A 24,445-nucleotide genomic window follows, 5' to 3' on the forward strand; every position below is an offset into this window, starting at 1 on the left:
GCTACTCCGGGTCGAGTTCGCCGTCCGCGGCGAGCAGGGCGTGCAGCAGCACGTCCGCTCCGGCGACGAGGTCGTCCGGGTCGGTGCGTTCCCGCGGGGAGTGGCTGATCCCATCGACGCTCGGCACGAAGATCATGCCGATCGGGCCGAGCCCGGCCATCACCTGGGCGTCGTGCCCGGCGCCGCTGGGCAGTTCGATCCTGGTCAGGCCGAGCCGGTCGGCGGCGCCGGCGACGCAGCCGGCCAGCCGCGGGTCGGTGCGCACCGCCGGCACCGAAGGTCCGCGGCGCACCTCGACGCTGACGTGCCGCGTGGCGCCGATCTCGGCGGCCGCCGTGTCCAGCAGGTCGAGCGCGTGCGTGATCCGCTCGTCGTCCAGGTCGCGGAGGTCGACGCCGAGCAGCGCCTCGCCGGGGACGACGTTGCGCACCCCCGGGGAGACCTGGACGAGCCCGGTGGTGGCCACCCGGACGTGGCCGTCGGTGGCCAGCCGGCGCACGGCGAGCACCAGGTCGGCGGCGGCGACCGCGGCGTCCTGGCGGGCGACCATCGGGGTGGTGCCGGCGTGGTTGGCCAGGCCGCGCACCAGGATGTCGGCGTTGGCGCGACCGGTGATCCCGGTGACCACGCCGATCCGGGCCCCTTCGGCGCGCAGCACCGGGCCCTGCTCGACGTGCAGTTCGAGGAATCCGGCCACCTCCCCCGGCGGCCACGCGGCGGCCTCGATCCGGCCCGGGTCGCCACCGGCGGCGGCCAGCCGGTCGGCCAGCGGCACCCCCTCGTCGTCCGGGCGGGCCAGGTCGTCCGAGGTGAGCCGGCCGGCGATGGCCTGCGAGCCGACCATGCCCGGCGTGCCCCGGGCGCCCTCCTCGTTGCTGAACGCGATCACCGCGAGGTCGTGCCGGAGCCGCACGCCGTCGCGGCGCAGCGCTTCGGCCACGGCCACCGCGGCGACCACCCCGTACACGCCGTCCAGCCGGCCGGCGTCCACCACACTGTCCAGGTGGCTGCCGGTGGCCAGGGTGCCGGCGGCCGGCCCGGTGCCGGGCAGCCGGCCGACGAGGTTGCCGGCCGGGTCGACGGTGACCGCGAGCCCGGCGTCGGCGAGCCAGCCGGCGACCAGCTCGCGGGCCCGCACGTCCTCCGGCGAGTACGCCAGCCGTGTCACCCCGCCGCCCGGGGTGGCGCCGACCGCCGCCAACTCGTCCAGCCGGTCCAGCAGCCGCCGGCCGTCCACTCCGGACAGTGTGGGTCGCGCGGTCACCGGCCCAGCACCTCGCCGACGCGCGCGTTGGCCGCGAGGAACGCCTGGTATGTACGCCAACCACCGAGGTCGGTGATGTCCACGACCTTGTCGGCCGGGTCGAGGCGGTCCGGCCGCAGCCGCATGGCGTTGACCGTCCGCCCGTCGGCCAGCTCGATGGTGCCCAGCTCCAGCTCCGGCGGTTCCTCCGGGAGCAGGCCGTGCAGCAGCAGCTCGTCGGTCATCTCGTACAGCTCCCCCTCGATCGATCCGCCGCCGGTCCGCACCGGCAGCAGCCCGGGGAAGGCGTCGCGGACCGCGAAGAACCGGTAGTGGGGCGCGGTGCGGGCCGGGCCGAGCGGGGTGGCGGACGCGATCGTGGCGTGGTCCGGCTGGCCGGACATGGCGGTGCCGTTGAGGAACATCAGTCGCATGGGACCTCCGGGCGGGACGGGACGGGACGGCTGGCGCTGCCCGCTAACGCGATGTCGTCGGGGCGGACCGGGACGCGGGTGAGCGCCCGGCCGGTGGCGGCGCGGATCGCGGCCACGATGGCCGGGGTGGACGAGATCGTCGGCGGCTCGCCGACGCCGCGCAGCCCGTACGGCGCGTGCGGATCGGCCAGCTCCAGCACGTCCACCACCATTGGCGGCATGTCCACAATGGTCGGAATGAGGTAGTCGGTGAACGACGGGTTGCGCACCGTGCCGTCCACCACCTGGATCTCCTCCATCACCGCCAGCCCGAGGCCCTGCGCGGACCCGCCGTGGATCTGCCCGAGCACCGCCTGCGGGTTGATCGCCCGGCCGACGTCCTGGGCGCAGGCCAGCTCGACCACCTTGACCAGGCCCAGTTCCACGTCCACGTCCACCACGGCGCGGTGCGCGGCGAACGCGTACTGGGTGTGCGCGTTGCCCTGGCCGGTCAGCGGGTCCAACGGGAAGGTGGGGCGGTGCCGCCACTCGACGGTGCGCTCGATCACCTCATCGCCGAGCACGTCGGCGATGCTGGCGGCCACCGCGCCGTCCGCGGTGACCAGCTTGCCGTCCACCAGGCCGACCTCCCGGCCGAGCCGTGTCGCGGCCAGCGCGCACAGCGTGTCCCGCACCCGCTCGCAGGCGGCCTTCACCGCGCCGCCGGTGACGTAGCTCTGCCGGGACGCCGAACTGGACCCGGCGCTGCCCACGCCGGTGTCCGCGGGAAGCACGGTGACCCTGGCGATGCCGAGTTCGGTGCGGGCGATCTGCTGCTGCACGGTGACCAGGCCCTGGCCCACCTCGACCGCGGCGGTGTGCACCGAGACGACCGGCTCGCCGCCGAGGACCTCCAGCCGGACCCGGGCGGTGGAGTAGTCGTCGAACCCCTCGGAGAAGGCCACGTTCTTGATGCCCACCCCGTAGCCGACGCCGCGGACCACGCCGTCGCCGCGGGTGGTGTTGGCAACGCCGCCGGGCAGATCGCGCGGGTCGGTCGGGTCCGCCGGCGGCGGCAGCGGCTTGTCCCGGACCCGGCGGAGCAGCTCGGCGACCGGGGCGGCGGAGTCGACCACCTGCCCGGTGGGCATGGTGGAGCCCTCCCGCATGGCATTGCGGATGCGCAGTTCCACCGGGTCCATGCCGAGTCTCTCCGCGAGCTTGTCCATCTGGGACTCATAGGCGAAGCACGCCTGCACCGCGCCGAACCCGCGCATCGCGCCGCACGGCGGGTTGTTGGTGTAGACGCCCCAGCAGTCCATCCGCACGTTGGGCACCTGGTACGGGCCGATGCCCAGGGTGGCGGCGTTGGCCACCACGGCCGGCGTGCTGGACGCGTACGCGCCGCCGTCCAGCACGATCTCCGCGCGGACGGAGACCAGCCGGCCGTGGCGGTCCGCGCCGTGCTCGTAGCGCAGCAGCGCGGGGTGCCGGTGCACGTGCCCGAAGAACGACTCCTCCCGGCCGTACACCATCTTCACCGGCCGCCGCGTGCGCAGCGCCAGCAGGCACGCGTGCACCTGCATGGACAGGTCCTCACGGGCGCCGAACGCGCCGCCCACCCCGGCCAGGGTGAGTCGCACCTTCTCCGGGGGCAGCCCGAGCGCGTGCGCCACCTGGGACTGGTCCACGTGCAGCCACTGGGTGGCCACGTGCAGGTCCACGCCGCCGTCCTCGGCGGGCACGGCCAACCCCGACTCGGGGCCGAGGAACGCCTGGTCCTGCATGCCGACCCGGTACTCCCCGGTGACCACCACCTCGGCGGTGGCCTCGGGGTCGCCGCGGCGGATGCGCACATGGCGCAGCACGTTCCCGCCCGGGCACTCCGGGTGCAGCACCGGCGCGCCCTCGGCCATGGCCAGCTCGGCATCCACCACGGGGTCCAGGACCTGGTAGTCGACCGCGATGCGGTCCAAGGCGCGGCGGGCGGTCTCCGGGTGGTCGGCGGCCACCACCGCCACCGGCTCGCCCTGGTAGCGGACCACGTCCTCGGCGAGCACCGGCTGGTCGCGGTGGTCCAGGCCGTACCGGTTCTCCCCCGGCACGTCGGCGTGGGTGAGCGCGGCGTACACGCCGGGAAGGGTCAGCGCGGCCGTGACGTCGATGGACCGGATGCGGGCGTGCGGGTGCGGGCTGCGCAGCGTGGCGCCCCACAGCATGTCGTCGGCGAACAGGTCCGAGGAGTACGCGAACTCGCCGCGCACCTTGAGCGCGGCGTCCGGGCGCACCGCGGAGTCGCCGACCCGGCCCGCCACGGTCTCCCTCGTCGCCGTGCTCATGTTGGTACTCCCACCCGCTCGATGATCCGGCGGCTGGCGGAGCGCAGCCCGGCGGCGACCCGGTCCACGTCGGCGGTGCGCAGCTCGCCGCGCTCGACCACCGGAGTGCCGCCCACCAGCAGCACGTCCAGCGGCGGCAGCGCGCCGAACACCAGGGCGGCCACCGGATCGTCGATGCCGGCGTGGTCCATGCCGGACAGCCGCCACACCGCGACGTCGGCCCGCTTGCCGGGTTCCAGGGTGCCGAGGTGGTCGGCCCGGCCCAGGCAGGCGGCGCCGCCGGCGGTGGCCAGCCGCAGCGCGTCCCGGGCGGTCAGCGCGGACGCTCCCCCGGCAAGCCGGGCCAGGTAGGTCGCGGCGCGCAGCTCCACACCCATACCACCGTCCTCATTGGACGCCGCGCCGTCGGCGCCGAGGCCGACCGGGACACCGGCCTCGAGCAGCGCGCGCACCGGGGCGATGCCGGAGCCGAGCCGGGCGTTGGACGACGGGCAGTGCGCCACGCCGGTGCCGGTGTCGCCGAGCCGGCGCACCGCGTCACCGACGTGCACGGCGTGCGCCAGCCACACGTCCGGGCCGAGCCATCCCAGGTCGGCGGCGTACTGCACCGGGGTGCGGCCGAACTCGGCGAGGCACTGCTTCTCCTCGTCCAGGGTTTCCGCGAGGTGGGTGTGCAGCCGAACGCCGCGGGCGCGGGCCAGCTCGGCGGTGCGGGCCATCAGCTCCCGGGTGGCGGAGAACGGCGAGCACGGCCCGACCGCCACCTGGACGTGGGCGTCCGGCCCGGTCTCGTGGAAGCGGTCGATCGCCCGCTCGGTGCCGGCGAGCGCGGCGTCGGTGCCCTCGACGATGTCGTCCGGCGGCAGGCCGCCGCGGGACTCGCCGCGGTCCATCGACCCGCGCACCGCGTGCAGCCGCAGCCCGATCTCCCGGCCGGCGGCGACCACCGCGGCGAACGGGTCGCCGCCGGCGCGCGGGAACACGTAGTGGTGGTCTGCCGCGGTGGTGCAGCCGGTGAGCGCCAGGCGGGCCAGGCCGGCCGCGGCCGCGGCGTGCGCGATGTCCTCGTCCAGCCCGGCCCACACCGGGTACAGCGCGGTCAACCAGCCGAACAGGTCGGCGTCCTGCGCCAGGCCGCGGGTGGCCCACTGGTAGAGGTGGTGGTGGGTGTTCACCAGCCCGGGGGTGACCAGGCAGCCGGTGGCGTCCACCCGCTGCCCGGGCGGGTCGTCCGGTGCTGGCCCGGCGCCCACCGCCTCGATCACGCCGCCGTCCAGCACCACGTGACCGGTCCGGTACTCGGTCCCCTCGGCGTCCGCGGTGAACACCGCGCCGCCCGTGATCACCGTTCGCATTCTGGGTCTCCCGTGTCCCGCGGGGCACCCGCACCCGGTCGGCCGGCACGATCGGGGCTCCGCCATTCTTGATCACGCCTGCCTCCGCCCCTGGTCGCGGCCAGCCGGACGGCGTCGAGGATGTGCTCGTAACCGGTGCACCGGCACAGGTTGCCGGCCAGCGCCTCGCGGATCTCGCCGTCCGAGGGATGGGATACCCGGCTCAGCAGGTCGTGCGTGGCGACCAGCAGGCCGGGCGTGCAGAACCCGCACTGCACGGCGCCGGCCTCGACGAACGCCTGCTGCACCGGGTGCAGCGCGTCGCCGTCCGCCAGGCCCTCCACGGTGCGCACCGAGCGTCCCTCGGCCTGCCCGGCGGCGACCAGGCAGGCGCACACCGGCACGCCGTCCAGGTACACCGTGCAGGACCCGCACTCCCCCTGCTCGCAGGCGTTCTTCGCGCCGGGCAGGCCGAGCCGGTCACGCAGCAGGGAGAGCAGGCTCTCGCCCTCCCAGACGTTGTCCTCGGTCCGCTGCTCGCCGTTGACCTCGACGTTCACCCGCATGATCCCCTCCCGGTGTGGTCGCGCCACGCCCAGGTCAGCGTCCGCCGGGCCAGCACGGCCAGCGCGTGGCCGCGGTAGGCGGCGGTGCCGCGCACGTCGTCGATCGGCCGCGCGGCGGCGGCCACCAGCTCGCCGAACCGTTCGGCCACGCCCTCGGGCAGCGGCCGGCCGCCGGCCCAGTCCAGTTCGGCGGCAAGGAACTCCTCGGCGTCCCGGGCGCGCAGCGGGGTCGGGCCGGCCGACCCGATCCCGGTACCCACCGTGCCGTTCTCGGGGTGCAGTGCCAGCGCGAACGCGCACACCGCGATGACCATCGCGTTGCGCGGGCCGACCTTGGCGAACTGCTGCGGCCCGGTGGCCGGGGGCACGCGCACCGCGACGACCAGTTCGTCCGGCTCGACGACGCTGCGCTTGGGGCCGAGGAAGAACGCGTCGACCGGTACCCGCCGGCTGCCGCGCACCGAGGCCAGTTCCACGGTGGCGTGGCCGGCCAGCAGCGGCGGGTGGCCGTCCCCAGCCGGCGACGCGGAGCCGAGGTTGCCGCCCAGTGTGCCGCGGTTGCGGATCTGGGGTGAGCCCACCGTGCGGGCGGCCATGGCCAGCCCGGGCAGCCGGCTACCCAGCTCGGTAATGATCCGCGCGTACGGCACCGTGGCGCCGATCCGGATATGCCCGTCCACTTCGGACCATTCGGCCAGCTCGGTGATCCGCGTGAGGTCGAGCAGCGCGGGCGGGCGGCGGCGGTCGAAGTTCAGCTCGACCATCAGGTCGGTGCCGCCGGCCAGCGGCACCGCCTCCGGATGCGCCGCCTTGGTCTCCAGCGCCTCGGCGAGGGTGGCCGGGCGCAGGAACTCCATCGTGGACACCGCGGTGTTCATGCCGCCTCCGCGGGAAGAAGTACGTCGGCGGTGTTCATGCCGCCTCCGCGGGAAGAAGTACGTCGGCGGTGTTCATGCCGCCTCCGCGGGAAGAAGTACGTCGGCGCGCAATACGTCGGCGGTGCTCATGGCCGTCACCACCAGGCCAGCCCGGCCGGCGGGGCGTCCTCACGCAGCACGGTGCCCTCGATCAGCCCGTACGGGCGGTCCGCGGCGTGGAACACCTCGCCGGGGTTGTCCAGGTCGAACGGGGTGAGGTCGACCAGGAAGTGGTGCCGGTTGGGCAGGCTGAGCCGGATCTCGGCCACCTCCGGCCGATGCCGCAGCACCCGCTCCCCCATCGCGTACAGGGTCTGCTGCAGGGAGAGGCTGTGCGTGGTGGCGAACGCGTCCAGCAGGTGCCGGACCACCTCGGCGTGCGATTCGGCCCAGTCGGCGGTGCCCGCGCCGGTGTGCCGCCACCGCGCGTCGACCGCGGTGGCCAGGATGCGGTCCTTGGTCTCCGGCAGCGTGGTGTACCGGTCCTTGTGGTAGCCCCAGAACTCCGATCCGGTGCTGTTCAGCACCACCAGGTCGGTGATCCCGGATACCACGGTGGTGTGCTCGCCGTCGCAGGTGACCGTGGCGGTGCGGGTGCCGCTGCCGCGGACGAACGAGTGCGGCGCCGGTTCGTCGCCCACGCTCATGCGCTGCCAGGTGTACCGCTCGATGTGCACCCTGGCCCGGTGCACGGCCGGCACGGTGGTCACGAAGTGCCGGGCCAGCCGCACGGCGAACGCCTCGATCTCGCCGACGCCGTCGTGGGCGAACGCGAACACGGTGTTCTTCTGCGAGTCGGTGGGCAGCACGTCGGTGTTGTCGCCGGTGAGGTGGGTACGCGCGAGGTCGCCGGCGAGCGTGGTGGTGACGTTGAGGTCGATGATCCGGTGCTCCTCGCCGGAGCGGTCCACCCGGACCAGACGGGTCTCCGCCTTGCCGTACTGGTTGTCGCCCAACACGATGGCCATCGGGCCCCCTCTAGCTGCCGCGGTAGGTGGTGTAGCCGAACGGGCTGATCAGCAGCGGCACGTGGTGGTGCTGCTCGGCGTCGGCGATCCGGAACACCACGGTGACCTCCGGAAAGAAGCCCTCGTGCAGGTCCGCGACGTCGAACACCAGCCGGTGCACGCCGGCGCCGGGACACCAGCCGCCGATCCGGCCGTCCGCGTCGGTCTCGCCGCGGGCGACCTCCCGCCACCCGTCGCCGGTGCCCTGCTCCAGCCGCACGGCGATGCCGGCGGCGGGCCGGCCGCGCGCGGTGTCCAGAACGTGCGTGGACAGGCTCATGGCGCGCCCACCAGCCGGCCCAGCCGCAGCCGGACGATCTTCGCCAGCTCGGCGCGGACCGCCTCCCGCTCGGCGGCCGGGTCGTTGCCCAGCCGGTCGCGCAGCGCGGCCAGCACCGCCTCGACCGGCAGCCCGTCGGCGCAGATGAGGAACACGTGCCCGAACCGCCGCTCGTAGGCGAGGTTGGCCTCGGCGAGTTCGGCGGCCAGCCGGGGGTCCCCGGTGGCGGCCGCCGACTGCTCGGCACGCGACCAGCGTGCCGCTGCGCCGTCCCCGGCCGCGCGCTCCCCGATGCGCGGATGCTCGGCCAGCGCGCGCTCCACCTCCGCCCAGTCCAGTGCGGCGAGAGCGCGGCCGGCGGCGTCCAGCACCGCGGCCGCGCTCGGGTACGGCGCGCCGGCCAGCATCGCGTCCACCCAGCGCGGCGACGCGCAGCACGCCCGCAGCCGCTCCGCTTCCAGGTTCATCTCCCGCCTCGCTCGCCTGCCTGCCTGTCCCGCCATTAGGCACCCGCGCCCTCGGCCGGGTACAGCGGCGGAAACTACGAAAACCGGCCCTGACCGCCGGCCGACCATTGTAGGAAGATACAAACGTTGAAAAACCGCGTTACCGCTGGTGGATGGCCTGTTGACAATGAAGTTCCGGCTACTCACACTCCACCGGCAAGTATTTCGGGCGGCCCGCCCCGAAATGCGGTTCGTCCCACCCGGGCGTCCTCCCGCGGCCCGAAATCGAAAGGTGGAGCAGCAATGTCCGGTTCATCGCCACCCCGCGCGAACCACCTTCACCCCGTGGACGAGGTGCTCCCGCTGCCCCGGCTCGCGGTGCTCGGCCTGCAGCATGTGCTGATCATGTACGCGGGCGCGGTGGCCGTGCCGTTCATCGTCGGCAAGGCGCTCAAGCTGGACCAGGCCACCATCGCGCTGCTGGTTGACGCTGACCTGCTGGTCGCGGGGATCGCCACGTTCGTGCAGGGCGTGGGCGTGTCCCGGCTGTTCGGCGTGCGGCTGCCGGTGGTCGCCGGGGCCACCTTCACCGTGGTCAACCCGATGATCACCATCGCGTCGAAGTACGGGCTGCCCGCGGTGTACGGCGCGATGCTGGCGTCCGGCGTCTTCGGTCTCGCCATCGCCCGGCCGTTCGCCAGCATGGTCCGGTACTTCCCGCCACTGGTGTCCGGCTCGGTGATCACCATCATCGGGCTGTCGCTGCTGGGTCCGGGTGCGGCGATGATCGCCGGGCACGACACCGGGGCACCGGACTACGGCACGGCGTCGCACATCGGGCTCGCCTTCCTGGTGATCCTGCTGATCGTGGTGTTCACCCGGTGCCTGCGCGGCTTCTTCGGGCAGATCGCCCCGCTGCTGGCGCTCGCGGTCGGCGCGGTGGTGTCGATTCCGATGGGCCTGTTCCAGTTCGCCGGCGTGCGGCAGGCGGGCTGGTTCGGTGTCGCCGCGCCGTTCCACTTCGGGGCGCCCACGTTCAACGCGGCCGCGATCGTCTCGATGTGCATCGTGATGCTGGTGACCTACACCGAGTCGACCGCGGACATGCTCGCCGTCGGCGAGATGACCGGGCGGCGCCTCTCCGAGCGGGACATCGCCAGGGGCCTGGCCACTGACGGGCTGTCCGGAGTGCTGGGCGGGCTGATGAACTCCTTCCCGGACACCGCCTACGCGGAGAACGTCGGCTTGGTGCAGATGACCGGGGTGCGCAGCCGCTGGGTGGTCGCGGTGACCGGGGTGGTGCTGGTGCTGATGGGTCTGGTGCCGAAGGTGGGCGCGTTCGTCGCGGCCGTCCCGGAGCCGGTGATCGGCGGCGCGGCGGTGGTGATGTTCGCGATGGTCACGGCGGTGGGTATCCAGACGTTGAAGAAGGTGGACTTCTCCGGCACGCACAACCTGTTCATCGTGGCGGTGTCGCTGGGCGTCGGCATGTTGCCGGCGGTGTCGCTGGACCGCTACGGCGACTCGATCTTCTTCCGGAACTTTCCGGACTGGCTGCAGACCATCTGCGGAAGCCCGATCACGATTACCGTAGTACTGGCGTTCACGCTGAACCTGCTGTTCAACCACACCGGGGCCAAACGGTTGGTCCGTGCGGGCGAGCCGGCCGCCGCCGAGATGCCGACCGAGGAGCCCGCCTTGTAGGTTCGCACGGGTAGTCGGGAGGCGAGGCTGGTGCTGTTGCGGACACTGGTCGTGCATCCCGACCTGGACCTGCGCGTGCTGGCCGGCGAGGACGACCTCGACCGGCGGATCCGCTGGATCTACACCACCGATCTGCACGACCCCAGCCGCTACCTCTCCGGCGGCTGCCTGGTGCTGTCCGGGCTGCTGTGGTGGCGCGGCCCGGGAGACTCCGAGGCGTTCGTGGCCACGCTCGCCGAGGCGGGCGTGGCCGCGCTGGGCGCGGGTACCGCCGAGCACGGCTTCGTCCCGGACGACCTGGTGGACGCCTGCCGGCGGCACGGCATCGTGCTGCTGGAGGTGCCCGAGCACGTCTCGTTCGCCACCATCACGGAGCTGGTGGTGCTCGCGCTGGCCGCCGAGCGGGACGCCGCGGGTGGGCAGCGGGAGCCGGCCGGGTTGCCGGAGGCGCTGCGCCGGGCGGGCGCGGCGCTCGATGCCGGATGCTGGCTGCTCAGCCCGACCGCCCGGGTGATCGCGGGCAGCGGCCCGGTGCCCGCGCTGGCCCAGCGCCAGTCGCTGGTGCGCCGCGCGCTGACCGGTTCCGACGCCGAGGCCGGCACCCTGCACAGCCGGGGACGCAGCTACACGGTGCTGCCCACCGGGCCGGGACACCCGCTGGCCGGGTGGGTGCTGGTGGTCGAGGGTGAGGCCGGCCGCTGGAGCGGGGCGCAGCGGCGCGCGGTGGACGGGCTACTCGCCACCGCCCGCGCCGAGCTGTCCCGGCTGGACGACGCCCGCCGCACCCAGGCCGTCACCCGGACGGCGGTGGTCCGCGCGGTGCTCTCGGCCAGCCCCACCCCGCCCGACGTGGTCAGCCGGCTGCGCCAGGCGGGGCTGTGCGAGCGGCTGTGCGTGGCCACGGCGTCCACCGAGGAGGGCGGGCCGGCGCTGGCCGTGCCGGTGCTGGAGGAACTGGCCCTGCATCTCGGCGTGCCCTCGGTGGTGGCCGAGGTCAACGGCGAGGTGTTCGGTCTGCTCGCCATCGGCCGGGAACGACTGGACTGGGCGGTGGCCGAGATGGCCGAGGCGGTGCAGGTGCTCGAGCCCGGGCTGCGCAGGGCGGGGCTGGCGGTCGGCATCAGCCCGGCGATGTCCTGGTCGGCGATCCGGGGCGCGGCCGAGGAGAGCCGGCACGCCCGGCAGCTCGCCGAGCACCGGCACCGGCGGGCCAGCGTGGTCAACGGTGCCACGCTCACCGCGTACCAGCTGCTGCTGGCCGCGGTGCCACGGGACCTGCGGGCCTCCTACCGGGAACGGGTGCTGGGACCGGTGGCCGCCTACGACGCCGAGCACCAGTCGGACCTGGTGCACACGCTGCGGGTGTTCCTGGACTGCTCGGGTTCCTGGAAACGCGCCGCCCAGCGGCTGCACCTGCATGTCAACACGCTGCGCTACCGGATCGAGCGAATCGGCGAGCTGACTGGGCGCGACCTGACCACCCTGGCCGCGCAGGTGGACCTGCACATCGCGCTGCACCTCGACTGATGGGTTGTGCCTGGCCTGTTCGGAACGGGAGAGACCTGCGACGACGAGCCGCGGCGCGGTCGGGCGGGCACTGGATACGCCGGTGCGCGCACATAGCGGACGCCCACCTTCAATTCGGTTTGCATAGAGTTCTGCGACTCTGACGCGGCGGGCGGCGTCCCCTTATTCTCGGCGCAGAACAATTGCCGACGATGTCAATTCTTTGAGGGGGGAACGTCGGTGAGCGAGGAGACACCGGTTCTGATCGTCGGCGGCAGCATGGTCGGACTGGCGTCCGCGTTGTTCCTCGCTCACCACGGAATCCGCCCGCTGCTGGTGGAGCGGCATGCCCGGCTGTCCATGCATCCACGGTCGATCTCCGCGACCCCGCGCACCATGGAGATCCTGCGCGCGCTCGGGCTGGAGCGGGAGGTCCGCGCCGCGGAGAACCCCAACGCCCGCTACGGCCGCGTGGTGCAGGTCGAGTCGCTCGCCGGGCGCGAACTCGGCTGGTTCGACGGCCCGTTCCGGGAGGACGACGATGGCGTGAGCGCCACCGGCTGGACTCTGATCGGGCAGGACCGGCTGGAGCCGATCCTGTTCGCCCGCGCCGAGGCACTCGGCGCGGACATCCGGCTGGCCACGGAAATGGTGGACTTTCACGCGGACGTCGACGGGGTGACCGCGGTCATCCGCGACCGGGCCTCCGGCGCGACACGTACCGTGCGCGCGGCATACCTGATCGCCGCGGACGGGAACCGCAGCGGCATCCGCGCCACCCTGGGCATCGGCACCCACGGCCTGGGCACGTTCAGCCGGCAACTGAACGTGCTGTTCCGCGCCGACCTCACCGAGTACGTGGCCGGGCGGCGGTTCTTCCTCTGCTTCGTCAACCGCCCGGAGGTGCACGGCGTACTCGGCCAGCTCGACGCCTCGCCCGACGGCCGGTGGCGCTTCGCCGCCAGCGTCTCACCCGGGCAAACCCACGACCGCTACAGCGAGCGGCGCTGCGCGGAACTGGTACGCACCGCGGTCGGCGTCGCCGACCTCGACCTCACCGTGCTGGATGTGACCAGCTGGGAGATCGCCGCGCGGGTCGCCGACCGGTTCCGCGCCGGGCGGGTCCTCCTCGCCGGCGACGCGGCCCACGTCATGCCGCCCACCGGCGGTTTCGGCGGCAACCTCGGCGTGCAGGACGCGCACAACCTCGCGTGGAAGCTGAGCCTCGTGCTGCGCGGCGCCGCGGCACCCGGGCTGCTGGACAGCTACGACGCCGAGCGGCGGCCGGTCGCCGAGTTCACCGTCGACCAGGGCGTGCTGCGCTACCGCCAGCACAGCAACCTCGACGAGGCGGAGGCCGCGCGGTTCCGGCCGCCAAGCACCGTCCAGTTCGGACACATCTACCGGTCGCCGGCGGTGCTACCGGAGAATCCGGACGACGGCGCGGTGGTGGAGGACCCCACCCGGCCCTCCGGGCGCCCGGGTACCCGCGCACCGCACCTGTGGCTGCGCCACCACGGCCGGGACATCGGCGTCCACGACCTCGTGCGGCGCGACTTCCTGCTGCTGGCCGCCGCGCGGGGCGGTGCGTGGCTCGCGGCCGCCGAACGCGCGGCGACCGATCTCGGCATCCCCGTCGACGCCTACCAGGTCGACTCGGCCGGCCTGGTCGACGTCGACGGGGCCATCCAGAACCGTTACGGGCTCACCGACACCGGGGCGGTGCTCATCCGCCCGGACGGCTTCATCGCGTACCGGGCGGCACGCCTGCCCGGGGACGCCGCGGCGGCGCTGACCGGCGTGCTCGGCCGCCTGCTCGGCGGGCGCGGGCCCGTGCGCCGCCAACCCGGCGCCGACCGCGCCGGCCTGGTGGCGGACCGGCCGTGACCGGCCAGACCTCTCGATCACGCCCGCCGAGAACGTCACTGGGGAGGCAGCCGTGCGAAGGAGACCGTGGCTGAGCGGCGCGGTGACCACCGCCGCGGTGCTGGCGGTGCTGGTGACCGTCCCCGCGGCCGACCGCGTGACGGTGACCGAGGTGCCGTGTGACCCGACCGGCGCGGCCCTGCGGGTCGCGGTCAACGCGGCCCGCTCCGGGGACACCCTCGTGCTGGCCGCGGGATGCGTCTACAGCATCGCCGCCCCGGACCACAACCGGGACACCGCGCTACCGGTCATCGCCAAGACGCTCACCATCCTGGGCAACGGGGCGACCGTGCAGCGCGATCCGGCGGCTCGGGCGCACTTCCGGATCTTCAAGGTGGTCGCCCCCGGGGACCTCCGGCTGGACAGCCTCACCGTGCGCTACGGGCACGCGCCCAATGCCGGCGGCGCCGTCCTCCTCGGCGGCGGCCGGCTCACGCTCAGCCACAGCGCCATCGTGGACAACACCGCCGATCTGGTGGGCGGCGGCATCAACGAGGCAAACGGAATCCTCACCGCCACCGACAGCGTGCTCAGCCACAACACTGCCGCGGCGGGCAGCGGCGGCATGCTGATGGACGGCGGCAGCGCCACGTTCACGCGCAGCAGGATCGACGGCAACTCCGCCGGCGGGGTGGGCGGCGGCATCGGGGGCGTCGGCGTCGCCCCGAAGCTGACGCTGACCCACAGTTGGGTCACCGGCAACATCGCCGAGTTCGGCGCCGGCCTGATGAACGACGGCACCGCCACGCTCGACCACACCACGGTCAGCGGGAACACGGCCACCGGCGTCAACGCCCGCGGCGGTGGCATCGAGAACGACGGCACGCTCGCTCTGGACAACAGCACCGTCACCGGGAACCGGGTCATCGGAGCCAACCCGCGCGGCGGCGGCCTGTTCAACGTGGGTGACGCCACGCTGACGGACAGCCCGGTGACCGGCAACCACGCCGAGGGCAGCGGTGAGCAGGGCGGCGGGATCTTCGGCCACGTGCCACCCGGCACCGTGCGGATCATCGGCCATACCGTGGCCGACAACAGCCCCGACCAGTGCGGCACGCCGAGCACGGTGCCTGGCTGCTGACGGCCCCGCCGGCCGCGGGTGGCGCGGCGGCCCGCGACTCACGGCGACCGGGCGGTGTTCCGGCCGCGGGCGGCCTGTTCCGGGATGGCGGCATGCCGGCCGTCCCGAAGGTCCGCGACCTGGCCGGCGGTCAGCGCGCGTTCTCGCCGCGCCGCCCAGCCGATGGTGATCATCCAGGTGAGCAGGGCGCCGGCGCGGTTGCGGAAGCCGGTCAGGAAGCCGATGTGGATGGCGATCCACAGGCACCACGCGACGAAGCCGCCGAGCCGGACCCGCCCGAAGGACACCACGGCACGGCCGCGGGCGAGGTAGGCGGCGGAACCGAGGTCGCGGTACCGGAACGGCTTGCCCGTGCCGGCCGCCGCCCTGCCCTCCACCTGCCGCCGGATGCGCAGCCCCGCGTGGCGGCCGGACTGCATGGCCACCTCCGCCACGCCCGGCAGGTGGTCGAGCGCCATGAGGTCGCCGACCACGGAGATCTCCGGGTGCCCGGGGATGGTGCAGTCCGGGGCGACCCTGATCCGCCCCGCGCGGTCCTGCTCGGCCCCGGTCTGCCGGGCCAGCGCGTGTGCCAGGGGCGGCGCCTGCACGCCCGCCGTCCACAGCACGGTCCCGGCCTCGTAGCGGGTGACCGTGCGGTCCGGGCCGCGTACCGCCACGCCGCGCCGGTCGACCTCGGTGACGACGGAGTGGACGAACAGTTCCACGCCCAGCCGGCGCAGGGTCCGCGCGGCCCGCCCGGCCAGTTTCGGGCCGAACGAGGCCAGTGCGCTCTCGCCGCCCTCGAACAGCAGCACCCTGGTGTCGGCCACGGAGGCACGGTGGAACTCGTCGCGCAGCGTCCTGGTGGCCACCTCGCGGATCTGCCCGGCGAGTTCCACGCCGGTCGGGCCGGCGCCGACCACCACGAAGGTCAGCCACCGGCGCCGCTCCTCGGGGTCCGTCGCGGTCTCGGCCATCTCGAAGGCGCCGAACACGCGGCGGCGGATGGTCAGCGCGTCGGCGAGCGTCTTCATCCCCGGCGCGAGCGCGGCGAACTCGTCGTGCCCGAAGTAGGACTGCTCCGCGCCCGCGGCGACGATCAGGTCGTCGTAGGGAATCTCCAGCACGCCGCCCGTCGGCCGGGTGGCGATCACTGTCCGCGCGGCCACGTCGAAGCCGGTGACCTCGGCGAGCACGCACTCCACGTTGCTCTCGTGGCGCAGGATGTAGCGCAGCGGGGTGGCGATCTGGCCCTCGGAGAGGATGCCGGTCGCGCACTGGTAGAGCAGCGGCTGGAACAGGTGGTGCCCGGCCCGGTCCACCAGCGTCACCTGGACCGGCCGGTTGCGGAAAGCGCGCGCCGCGGACAGACCGGCGAACCCACCGCCCACGATCACCACTCGGCGCGGCCTGATGTGATCGTCCATTGTGGAACCTCACTGCTGCTTCCGGAACAGATCAGACGTTCGGGACGTGCCAGTGCTGGCCGGGCGGAAGCAGCCGGGCCGCCTCGTCCGGGCCCCACGTGCCGCGCTGGTAGCGCTGCAGCGGAACGACGTCGCCGAGGATCGGCTCGATCACCCGCCACGCGTCCTCCACGGTGTCCTCCCGGGCGAACAGCGACTGGTCGCCGTCCACGGCGGCGCCGATGAGCCGGTCGTAGGGCCGCTCGTCGGCGCCGGGCTGCTCGGCGAAGGCCAGATCCTCCAGTTGCGGGGTCCAACCCACGCCGGGACGCTTGCCGGCCAGGCTGAGCCCGATCTCGGTCTCCGGCCGTACGCGGAAGCGCAGCGCGTTGGCGCACTGGGACGGATCCACCCCAAAGAGGTTGTGCGCCGGCTGGCGGAACCGCAGCCACACCTCGGTGGCGGTGATCGGCATGCACTTGCCGGCCCGGATGTAGATCGGCACGCCCTCCCACCGCCAGGAGTCGGCGAACAGCTCCAGCGCGACGAACGTCTCCGTGGTGGACCCGGGCGCGACGCCGTCCACGTCCAGGTAGCCGCCGTACTGGCCGCGCACCGCCTGCTCCGGCGCGGCCGGCCGCAGCGAGCGGATCATCCGGGACTTCTCGTCCCGCCACCACGTCAGTCCGGACCCTGGCGGGGGGTCGGCGAGCACGCTCACCAGCAGTTGCAGCAAATGGTTCTGCACCACGTCGCGGATCGCGCCGGTGCGGTCGTAGAACCGTCCCCGGTCGGCGACGTCGAACGACTCGGCCATGGTGATCTGGATGCTGTCCACGTAGGTGCGGTTCATCAGCGGCTCCAGCACCGCGTTGGCGAACCGCGTGAACAGGATGTTCTCCACCGGGTCCAGGCCCAGCCAGTGGTCGACCCGGTAGATGGCCTCCTCCGGGAACACCCGGTGCAGGGTGTCGTTGAGTTCCTGGGCGCTGCGCAGGTCCGTGCCGAACGGTTTCTCCACCATCACCCGGGCGCCGTCGGCGCGGCCGACCCGGCCGATGCCCTCGCCGATGATGCCGAACAGTTGCGGCGGGACCTCCAGGTAGAACAGCGTCTGCTGGCGCGCTCCGAGCCGGTCCGAGACCAGCCGGTAGGTCGCGTGGTCGGTGAGGTCGCCGTTGACGTAGTCGAGCAGGCTCAGCATTTTCCGCGCCGCGGCACCGCTCGGGTCGATTCCATTCATTTTCAGCGACGACGCCGCGTAATCCCGGAACTGGCTGATTCCCCACCCGGTTTTCGCCACCCCGATGATGGGCACGTCCACCACGCCGCGTTCCACCAATCCCACCAGCGCGGGAAACGTCTGCAGCTTGGCAAGGTCTCCGGTCGCCCCGAAGACGACCAGCGCGTCGACTCGCTCGCCCGCCATTCGGATCTCCTCCCGCCAGCCCGATGTGTGGCCTCCTCGCCACCTCACCGTGCCCCGAGCGTGACCTGGCATTACCGCACCGGCATCACCCGTAACGGGTGACCCGCGACCGGCAGGGCTTTAACCCAAATGGGCGCACACCAACGGATTATGCGGCGCCGGGTCTTTCGACTCTGGCCACGTGCGACCATGGTCACCGAGCATGGCGTCCGTCCCGCGCAACGGGCAGGTCGGCCTGGGGGCACCGCCCGGTCGTCCCTGCTTCCGGTGGGAAGATCCAGGACCTTGGTCTCTGGCAGCGCCCGCGTGCGGTACCGACCGTGGAGGGAAAACCGCAGAGAACCTGAGGCGGAATGGACGGCTCCGTGCGTTTCGAAGTGCTGGACCGCGGCGAATGCCTGCGTCTCCTCGGCAGCGTGCCGATCGGTCGGGTGGTGTTCAGCGAGCATGCGCTGCCCGCCGCCCAGCCGGTCGGCTTCGCGCTGTTCGACGGCGCGGTGGTGTTCCGCACCGCCACCGACAGTGGGCTGTCCGCCGGGGTGCGCGGCACCGTGGTCGCCTTCGAGGCCGACGAGTTCGACCCGGTGGTGGGCTCCGGGTGGAGCGTGCTGGTGGTGGGCACGGCCAGCGAGGTCCGCGATCCCGAGCAACTGCGGTTGATCAGCGGTCTGCCGCTGCGGTGCTGGGTGCCCGGCCGGCAGGAGCACGTCATCCGGGTGTCGATCGACCGGGTGACGGGCCGGCGGGTGGAGTGCGTGCCACAGAACCACCTTCCGCACGCCTGTCATCCCTCGCCCGGATGAAGTGGCGGCATCGCCCGGACGCCCGACGCGACGCCGCTGGTCCGATCGATACGATGCGTTCGCTCGATCGGAACAGCGATCCGGAGGATGCCGTGGCCCGCATCCCGACCCACGCACCGGCGATGCCCGCCGATATCGACGTCTCCAAGCCGTCCGCGGCCCGCGCCTACGACTACTACCTCGGCGGCAGCCACAACTGGAAGGTCGACCGCGACTTCGGCGACCGGGTGCTCCAGCGGGTGCCCGCGGTGAAGGACTTCGCGCTGGAGAACCGGGCGTTCCTGCGGCGCGCGGTGACCTGGCTCGCCGAGCAGGGCGTCGACCAGTTCCTGGACATCGGTTCGGGCATCCCCACCGTCGGCAACGTGCACGAGATCGCGCAGAAGGTGAATCCGCGCGCCCACACGGTCTACGTGGACTACGAGCACATCGCGGTCGCGCACGCCCAGCAGATTCTCGACACCGAGGACCCGCGGCGGGAGCGCACCGACGTGATTCGCGCGGACCTGCGCGACCCGGTGTCCGTGCTGGAACACCCGAGCACCCGGCGGCTGCTGGACTTCGACCGACCGGTCGCGCTGCTGATGGTGGCGGTCATGCATTTCGTGGCACCGGCCGACGGGGTCGACGAGACCATGGCCCGCTACCGCGACGCGCTGGCGCCCGGATCGTTCCTGGTGATGTCGCATTTCACCCGGGAGGGCATTCCGGAGGACATGCAGCGGCAGGCCGCCGCGCTGGAGGAGCTGTACGCGGACACCCCCAACCCCGGCTACTTCCGAGACCGCGCCGAGTTCACCGGGCTGTTCGGTGATTTGGACATGGTGCCGCCTGGCGTGGTGTGGCTGTCCGACTGGCGGCCCGACCGGCCCTACGACGGGGATCCCGCGCGCACCATGGTGCTGGCCGCCGTGGGTCGGAAGGCCGGAACACCGCTGGCCGCGGGCCGCACACCGCCGGCCTGACGGCGCTTGCCCGACCCGCCGCGGCGCGGCACGATGCCCGGCCGCGGCGGCCGCACCGGGAACGAGTAAACAGCTCGGCGCGGAAAACACCGAAAACGGACAAATCCACATCCGGGCGCTGGTCTACCGATCCACTCGGCCGGGAACCCGGACCGTGAGCCACCCGCTCGCCGCTCACCCACGTGACCCCGTGACACGGATCGATCAATGGCAGCTACCCACGGTGACCCGACATCGGGGACCATCATCTAGTTGTTGCGTCAAGCGCACTGCCTTGCCTCATGAGCAACAACTGCGTCAACAAATTCTTGTAGTGTAGTGCACCTATTTTCACAAGTAAAGTACTTCGAGTCCAAAATCACCGGCGGGCGACAAATCTAAAGTCCTGCCCTACACTCCATGTGACATTTGAGGATCACACCATCGACGCATTGAGGTACGCTGATCGGTTGACGTAGGTTCGTGCTGCCGAGACCTTGCGAACAGATGTCCAATGGGGAGTGTTGATCCAGGTGGAAACATTCGCGAGTCGCTCGCGCGGCTTCGTATCCGACCCGGCGGCGGCACCGCGTAGCGGGCCGCTGAGATGCCCGGCACGGCACCGGAGCACGTCGACACATCGCCCTTCGCGCTAGGTCTCACCAGGATCCACGAGTTCCGTGTCGGCCTCCGACGGCAGCACCGACAATTCCAGTGACAGCGCTCGGACGAGCGAAAAGCGGGCGCCCTGACGTCGACCAGAGTGTTTCTTACCCATCTTCCTCGGGAGAGGGGTGTTTCGGCGTGCCGTTCGACGGTCCGGGTCACGGCGCGGGCTGCGCCTGACGAGTTTCGGGACCGCGTGCCCGGTCCGCGTGACCGCGAACGGCGGGGCCAGCCCTGGCGAGCCGGACCGGCCGTGCCCGGCCGCCGGCAACGTGTTTGGGAGACGTGATGAGCGAATTGGACCACGCGACGCCGCAGACCGACGTACTCGACGACGGAGCGGCCGGCAAGGACGCCGTCGTCGTGGCGACGGCGCAGAGCTTCGGCGACGACCCGCTGGCCATCCGCGACACCGACCACTACAAACAGGAGTACGTCAAGGGCTTCGTCGAGAAGTGGGACGAGCTGATCGACTGGAAGAAGCGCTACGAGAGCGAGGGCAGCTTCTTCATCGACCTGCTCAAGGAGCGGGGCGCCAAGCGGGTGCTGGACGTCGCCACCGGGACCGGGTTCCACTCGGTGCGGCTGATCGAAGCCGGCTTCGAAACGGTCAGCGTGGACGGCAGCCCGGAGATGCTGGCGAAGGCGTTCGAGAACGCCAAGGCCTACGGCGGGCACATCCTGCGCACCGTGCACGCGGACTGGCGGTGGCTGAACCGCGACGTGCACGGCGAGTTCGACGCGGTCATCTGCCTGGGTAACTCGTTCACCCACCTGTTCTCCGAGCGGGACCGGCGCAAGGCGCTCGCCGAGTTCTACGCGGTGCTCAAGCACGACGGCCTGCTCATCATCGACCAGCGCAACTATGACGCGATCCTGGACAACGGCTTCTCCAGCAAGCACACGTACTACTACTGCGGCGAGGCGGTCTCGGCCCGGCCGGAGTACGTGGACGAGGGGTTGGCCCGGTTCCAGTACACCTTCCCGGACTCCTCGGAGTACTACCTGAACATGTTCCCGCTGCGGAAGAACTACGTGCGGCGGCTGCTGCGCGAGGTGGGCTTCCAGCGGATCGACACCTACGGCGACTTCCAGGCCACCTACTCCGACGACGAACCGGACTTCTTCATCCACGTCGCGGAGAAGTACTACCGGCGCGACGACGAGCGGAACGAGGGCTACTCCTCGGCGGTGCAGACCGCGCGCAGCTACTACAACTCCTCCGACGCGGACAACTTCTACTTCTCCGTCTGGGGCGGCGAGGACATCCACATCGGCCTGTACGCCACCCCGGACGAGGACATCGCCACGGCAAGCCGGCGCACCGTCGAGCGGATGGCCGGCAAGCTGGGCCTGACCAGGGACACCCGGATCCTCGACGTGGGCGCCGGGTACGGCGGCGCGGCTCGGCAACTCGCGCACGCCTACGGGTGCCGGGTCACCTGCCTGAACCTCAGCGAGGTGGAGAACGAGCGCAACCGGCAGATGAACCGGGAGCAGGGCGTCGACCACCTGATCGAGGTGGTCGACGGCTCCTTCGAGGACCTGCCCTTCGAGGACTTCAGCTTCGACGTGGTCTGGTCGCAGGACGCGTTCCTGCACAGCGGGGACCGGGTGCGGGTGCTGGAGGAGATCAGCCGGGTGCTGGTCACCGGAGGTCAGCTGATCTTCACCGACCCGATGGCCGCGGACGGCGCGAGCAAGTCCTCGCTGGCGCCGATCCTGGAGCGGCTGCACCTGGACACCATGGGCTCGCCGAACTTCTACCGCCGCGAGTTGACCCGGCTCGGCATGACCGTCGAGTTCGAGGAGCACAACCAGCAGTTGCCCACCCACTATGGCCGGGTGCTGCAGGAGACCGAGCGACGGGAGCCCGAACTGGCCGGCAAGGTCAGCGACGAGTACCTCGCGCACATGAAGAAGGGGCTGCGCAACTGGGTCAACGGTGGCAACGCCGGTGACCTGATGTGGGGCATCTTCCACTGCCGCTCGTGACGTCGCGCCGGTCGCGCGCCACGCCGGCCCGGTACGGCCTCGTCCGGAGCCCCAGCGTGCCACGACCGGGACCCAAGCGGCCCGCCATAACGTTGTCGTCCCCGAACAGAAAGGTGAGCGGTGAGCGCTACCAACCGCAGGTTGTTCACATCCGAGTCGGTGACCGAGGGGCATCCGGACAAGATCTGCGACGCGATCAGCGACTCGATCCTCGACGAGATGCTGCGCCAGGACCCGCGGTCGCGGGTGGCGGTGGAGACGCTGGTGACCACCGGTCAGGTGCACGTGGCCGGTGAGGTGACCACCGAGGCATACGCGGACATCCCGAAGATCGTCCGCGAGAAGATCCTCGACATCGGTTACGACTCCTCGGCCAAGGGCTTCGACGGCCACTCCTGCGGGGTGAACGTGGCCATCGGGTCGCAGTCCCCGGACATCGCCCAGGGTGTGGACGCGGCGTACGAGTCCCGGGTGGAGGCGGCCGAGGACGAGATCGCCCGGCAGGGCGCCGGTGACCAGGGCCTGATGTTCGGCTACGCGTGCACCGACACCCCGGAGCTGATGCCGCTGCCGATCGCGCTGGCGCACCGGCTGGCCCGCCGGCTGACCAACGTCCGCAACGACGGCACGCTGCCCTACCTGCGCGCGGACGGCAAGACGCAGGTGACCATCGAGTACGCCGGCGAGCAGGCGGTGCGGCTGGACACCGTGGTGGTGTCCACCCAGCACGCCGAGGACATCGACCTGGACGCCACCCTGGAACCGGACATCCGGCGGTACGTCGTCGAGCCGGAGCTGGAGCCGCTGGGCATCGCCACCGACGACACCCGGCTGCTGGTGAACCCGACCGGGCGGTTCGTGGTGGGCGGCCCGATGGGGGATGCCGGTCTGACCGGTCGGAAGATCATCGTGGACACCTACGGTGGGATGGCCCGCCACGGCGGCGGCGCGTTCTCCGGCAAGGACCCGTCCAAGGTGGACCGGTCCGCGGCGTACGCGATGCGCTGGGTGGCCAAGAACGCGGTGGCCGCCGGGTTGGCCTCGCGGATCGAGGTGCAGGTGGCCTACGCGATCGGCAAGGCCGCGCCGGTGGGGTTGTTCGTGGAGACCTTCGGCACCGAGACGGTGGATCCGGTGAAGATCCAGGCGGCCATCAACGAGGTGTTCGACCTGCGGCCGGCGGCGATCATCCGGGATCTGGACCTGTTGCGGCCGATCTACGCGCAGACCGCGGCGTACGGACACTTCGGGCGGACCGACGTGGACCTGCCGTGGGAGCGCACCGACCGGGTGGACGCCCTGCGCGACGCCGCCGGCCTGTAACGCGGCGGGAATGCCCCGCAGCCTTCTCCCCCGCCGCCGCGGCGGCCTGTTGCGAAAGTGGTGATGTCGCATGCGCATCGCAGTCACCGGCTCGATCGCGACGGACCATCTGATGGTCTTCCCCGGTCGGTTCACCGACCAGCTCGTCCAGGACCAGCTCGACCACGTGTCCCTGTCCTTCCTCGTCGACCAGTTGGAGGTCCGGCGCGGCGGGGTGGCCGCGAACATCGCGTTCGGCATGGGCAGCCTGGGCATGAACCCGGCCCTGGTCGGTGCGGTCGGCGCGGACTTCGACGACTACCGCGCCTGGCTGGAGCGGCACGGCGTGGACACCCGCTCGGTGCACGTGTCGACCGAGCGGCACACCGCCCGCTTCCTGTGCACCACCGACCAGGCGCAGAACCAGATCGCGTCCTTCTACGCCGGCGCGATGACCGAGGCCCGCAACATCGAGCTGGCCCCGGTCGCCGACCGGCTCGGCGGCCTGGACCTGGTCGTCGTCGCCCCGAACGACCCGGAGGCGATGGTGCGGCACACCGAGGAGTGCCGCCAGCGGGGCTTCGCCTTCGCCGCCGACCCGTCCCAGCAGCTCGCCACGCTGACCCCGGAGGCGGTGAAATCGCTGGTCGAGGGCGCGTCCTACCTGTTCACCAACGAGTACGAGAGCTCCCTGCTGCTCAAGCACACCGGGTGGACCACCGAGGACGTGCTCGACCGGGTCGGGTCCTGGGTCACCACACTGGGCCCGGACGGGGTGCGCATCTCCGGTCGCCAGCACGACCCGGTCGTGGTGCCCGCCCCGCAGGAGAAGGAGAAGGCCGACCCGACCGGCGTGGGTGACGCCTTCCGCGCCGGGTTCCTCTTCGGCCTGCGGCACAAGCTGGGTCTGGAGCGCTCCGCCCAGGTCGGCTGCATGCTGGCGACCATCACCCTGGAGACGGTCGGCACCCAGGAGTACGCCCTCGACCGGGCCACCTTCTCCGACCGCATCGCCCGCACCTACGGCGAGGAGGCCGCCGCGGAGATCGAGCCCAGGCTCCGCGTCTGATCCGTCCACGCACGGCCCGAGCCGAGGGCGGTCCGCCCCGGCCCGGGCCACCTGCCATGTTCACCCGCACGAGCGACGAGTTCACCG

Annotated in this window: 19 protein-coding genes and 1 pseudogene; 9 read left to right on the forward strand and 11 right to left on the reverse strand. The window is 72.3% G+C overall.

Annotated features, from left to right (window positions below):
- Position 1 precedes the first annotated feature (1 nt).
- The 9 genes and pseudogenes from FFT21_RS06720 to uraD form a co-directional block, all read right to left on the reverse strand.
- The gene (locus FFT21_RS06720; RefSeq protein WP_192909413.1) at positions 2-1,264 is read right to left on the reverse strand and encodes a Zn-dependent hydrolase; all 1,263 of its coding nucleotides are present in this window, start codon (positions 1,262-1,264) and stop codon (positions 2-4) included.
- Positions 1,261-1,677 carry an allophanate hydrolase-related protein gene (locus FFT21_RS06725; RefSeq protein WP_137812891.1) on the reverse strand — a complete coding sequence of 139 codons (417 nt, stop codon included), beginning with the start codon at positions 1,675-1,677 and terminating at the stop codon, positions 1,261-1,263. The genes FFT21_RS06720 and FFT21_RS06725 overlap by 4 nt, the downstream gene beginning before the upstream one ends.
- On the reverse strand, positions 1,668-3,995 hold the full coding sequence (gene pucD, locus FFT21_RS06730) for a xanthine dehydrogenase subunit D (protein WP_137812892.1): 2,328 nt from the start codon (positions 3,993-3,995) through the stop codon (positions 1,668-1,670). The genes FFT21_RS06725 and pucD overlap by 10 nt, the downstream gene beginning before the upstream one ends.
- Positions 3,992-5,350 (reverse strand): 8-oxoguanine deaminase, encoded by a 1,359-nt coding sequence (locus FFT21_RS06735; protein ID WP_137812893.1) that lies wholly within the window; start codon positions 5,348-5,350, stop codon positions 3,992-3,994. Before FFT21_RS06735 ends, pucD begins: the two co-directional genes overlap by 4 nt.
- Positions 5,351-5,439: 89 nt before the next feature.
- Positions 5,440-5,895, reverse strand: a pseudogene (locus FFT21_RS06740) ((2Fe-2S)-binding protein); the annotation flags it as partial.
- The gene (locus FFT21_RS06745; RefSeq protein WP_137812986.1) at positions 5,886-6,752 is read right to left on the reverse strand and encodes an FAD binding domain-containing protein; all 867 of its coding nucleotides are present in this window, start codon (positions 6,750-6,752) and stop codon (positions 5,886-5,888) included. The pseudogene FFT21_RS06740 and the gene FFT21_RS06745, both read right to left, overlap by 10 nt.
- Positions 6,753-6,907: 155 nt before the next feature.
- Positions 6,908-7,780 carry a factor-independent urate hydroxylase gene (pucL, locus tag FFT21_RS06750; RefSeq protein ID WP_137812895.1) on the reverse strand — a complete coding sequence of 291 codons (873 nt, stop codon included), beginning with the start codon at positions 7,778-7,780 and terminating at the stop codon, positions 6,908-6,910.
- A gap of 10 nt (positions 7,781-7,790) precedes the next feature.
- A complete protein-coding gene (gene uraH / locus FFT21_RS06755) occupies positions 7,791-8,099 on the reverse strand; it encodes a hydroxyisourate hydrolase (RefSeq protein ID WP_137812896.1) in 309 nt (102 codons plus the stop codon).
- Positions 8,096-8,566 (reverse strand): 2-oxo-4-hydroxy-4-carboxy-5-ureidoimidazoline decarboxylase, encoded by a 471-nt coding sequence (gene uraD / locus FFT21_RS06760; RefSeq protein WP_137812897.1) that lies wholly within the window; start codon positions 8,564-8,566, stop codon positions 8,096-8,098. The genes uraH and uraD overlap by 4 nt, the downstream gene beginning before the upstream one ends.
- Before the next feature lie 282 nt (positions 8,567-8,848).
- Between uraD and FFT21_RS06765 the strand changes: the two genes are divergently transcribed.
- The 4 genes from FFT21_RS06765 to FFT21_RS06780 all read left to right on the forward strand — a co-directional run bounded on the left by FFT21_RS06765 (position 8,849) and on the right by FFT21_RS06780 (position 14,762).
- Positions 8,849-10,249, forward strand: a complete 1,401-nt coding sequence (locus tag FFT21_RS06765; RefSeq protein WP_137812898.1) for a nucleobase:cation symporter-2 family protein — start codon at positions 8,849-8,851, stop codon at positions 10,247-10,249.
- A 30-nt stretch (positions 10,250-10,279) separates the two neighbouring features.
- The gene (locus FFT21_RS06770) at positions 10,280-11,776 is read left to right on the forward strand and encodes a PucR family transcriptional regulator (RefSeq protein WP_137812899.1); all 1,497 of its coding nucleotides are present in this window, start codon (positions 10,280-10,282) and stop codon (positions 11,774-11,776) included.
- A gap of 219 nt (positions 11,777-11,995) precedes the next feature.
- Positions 11,996-13,642, forward strand: a complete 1,647-nt coding sequence (locus FFT21_RS06775) for an FAD-dependent monooxygenase (RefSeq protein WP_137812900.1) — start codon at positions 11,996-11,998, stop codon at positions 13,640-13,642.
- Between the two features lie 52 nt (positions 13,643-13,694).
- Positions 13,695-14,762 carry a hypothetical protein gene (locus FFT21_RS06780; protein WP_137812901.1) on the forward strand — a complete coding sequence of 356 codons (1,068 nt, stop codon included), beginning with the start codon at positions 13,695-13,697 and terminating at the stop codon, positions 14,760-14,762.
- A 38-nt stretch (positions 14,763-14,800) separates the two neighbouring features.
- On the opposite strand, the gene FFT21_RS06785 is transcribed toward FFT21_RS06780, so the two are convergent.
- Both FFT21_RS06785 and zwf read right to left on the reverse strand, forming a co-directional pair.
- Positions 14,801-16,171: an NAD(P)/FAD-dependent oxidoreductase gene (locus tag FFT21_RS06785; RefSeq protein ID WP_137812902.1), complete on the reverse strand. Its 1,371-nt coding sequence runs from the start codon at positions 16,169-16,171 to the stop codon at positions 14,801-14,803.
- Between the two features lie 31 nt (positions 16,172-16,202).
- Positions 16,203-17,579: a glucose-6-phosphate dehydrogenase gene (gene zwf / locus FFT21_RS06790; RefSeq protein ID WP_137812903.1), complete on the reverse strand. Its 1,377-nt coding sequence runs from the start codon at positions 17,577-17,579 to the stop codon at positions 16,203-16,205.
- Between the two features lie 365 nt (positions 17,580-17,944).
- On the opposite strand from zwf, the gene FFT21_RS06795 reads away from it, so the two are divergent.
- From FFT21_RS06795 to FFT21_RS06815, 5 genes are all read left to right on the forward strand, one after another.
- Positions 17,945-18,382 (forward strand): pyridoxamine 5'-phosphate oxidase family protein, encoded by a 438-nt coding sequence (locus FFT21_RS06795; protein WP_225978148.1) that lies wholly within the window; start codon positions 17,945-17,947, stop codon positions 18,380-18,382.
- 53 nt (positions 18,383-18,435) lie between these two features.
- Positions 18,436-19,347 (forward strand): SAM-dependent methyltransferase, encoded by a 912-nt coding sequence (locus tag FFT21_RS06800; protein WP_225978149.1) that lies wholly within the window; start codon positions 18,436-18,438, stop codon positions 19,345-19,347.
- 933 nt (positions 19,348-20,280) lie between these two features.
- On the forward strand, positions 20,281-21,987 hold the full coding sequence (locus FFT21_RS06805; protein WP_137812905.1) for a glycine/sarcosine N-methyltransferase: 1,707 nt from the start codon (positions 20,281-20,283) through the stop codon (positions 21,985-21,987).
- A 120-nt stretch (positions 21,988-22,107) separates the two neighbouring features.
- Positions 22,108-23,310, forward strand: coding sequence for a methionine adenosyltransferase (gene metK / locus FFT21_RS06810; RefSeq protein ID WP_137812906.1), 1,203 nt, complete (start codon positions 22,108-22,110; stop codon positions 23,308-23,310).
- A gap of 70 nt (positions 23,311-23,380) precedes the next feature.
- Positions 23,381-24,358: a carbohydrate kinase family protein gene (locus tag FFT21_RS06815; RefSeq protein WP_137812907.1), complete on the forward strand. Its 978-nt coding sequence runs from the start codon at positions 23,381-23,383 to the stop codon at positions 24,356-24,358.
- Positions 24,359-24,445 lie beyond the last annotated feature (87 nt).

The sequence above is a fragment of the Gandjariella thermophila genome (genome assembly GCF_005405885.1).
Classification (GTDB): domain Bacteria; phylum Actinomycetota; class Actinomycetes; order Mycobacteriales; family Pseudonocardiaceae; genus Gandjariella; species Gandjariella thermophila.

Coding starts and splice junctions, on each gene's coding strand:
- FFT21_RS06800 (WP_225978149.1), top strand. CDS start 18,436: ATGCGTTCGCTCGATCGGAACAGCGATCCGGAGGATGCCGTGGCCCGC.
- FFT21_RS06745 (WP_137812986.1), bottom strand. CDS start 6,752: ATGGAGTTCCTGCGCCCGGCCACCCTCGCCGAGGCGCTGGAGACCAAG.
- FFT21_RS06725 (WP_137812891.1), bottom strand. CDS start 1,677: ATGCGACTGATGTTCCTCAACGGCACCGCCATGTCCGGCCAGCCGGAC.
- FFT21_RS06735 (WP_137812893.1), bottom strand. CDS start 5,350: ATGCGAACGGTGATCACGGGCGGCGCGGTGTTCACCGCGGACGCCGAG.
- FFT21_RS06815 (WP_137812907.1), top strand. CDS start 23,381: ATGCGCATCGCAGTCACCGGCTCGATCGCGACGGACCATCTGATGGTC.
- zwf (WP_137812903.1), bottom strand. CDS start 17,579: ATGGCGGGCGAGCGAGTCGACGCGCTGGTCGTCTTCGGGGCGACCGGA.
- FFT21_RS06805 (WP_137812905.1), top strand. CDS start 20,281: ATGAGCGAATTGGACCACGCGACGCCGCAGACCGACGTACTCGACGAC.
- FFT21_RS06765 (WP_137812898.1), top strand. CDS start 8,849: ATGTCCGGTTCATCGCCACCCCGCGCGAACCACCTTCACCCCGTGGAC.
- FFT21_RS06785 (WP_137812902.1), bottom strand. CDS start 16,171: ATGGACGATCACATCAGGCCGCGCCGAGTGGTGATCGTGGGCGGTGGG.
- uraD (WP_137812897.1), bottom strand. CDS start 8,566: ATGAACCTGGAAGCGGAGCGGCTGCGGGCGTGCTGCGCGTCGCCGCGC.
- pucD (WP_137812892.1), bottom strand. CDS start 3,995: ATGAGCACGGCGACGAGGGAGACCGTGGCGGGCCGGGTCGGCGACTCC.
- uraH (WP_137812896.1), bottom strand. CDS start 8,099: ATGAGCCTGTCCACGCACGTTCTGGACACCGCGCGCGGCCGGCCCGCC.
- pucL (WP_137812895.1), bottom strand. CDS start 7,780: ATGGCCATCGTGTTGGGCGACAACCAGTACGGCAAGGCGGAGACCCGT.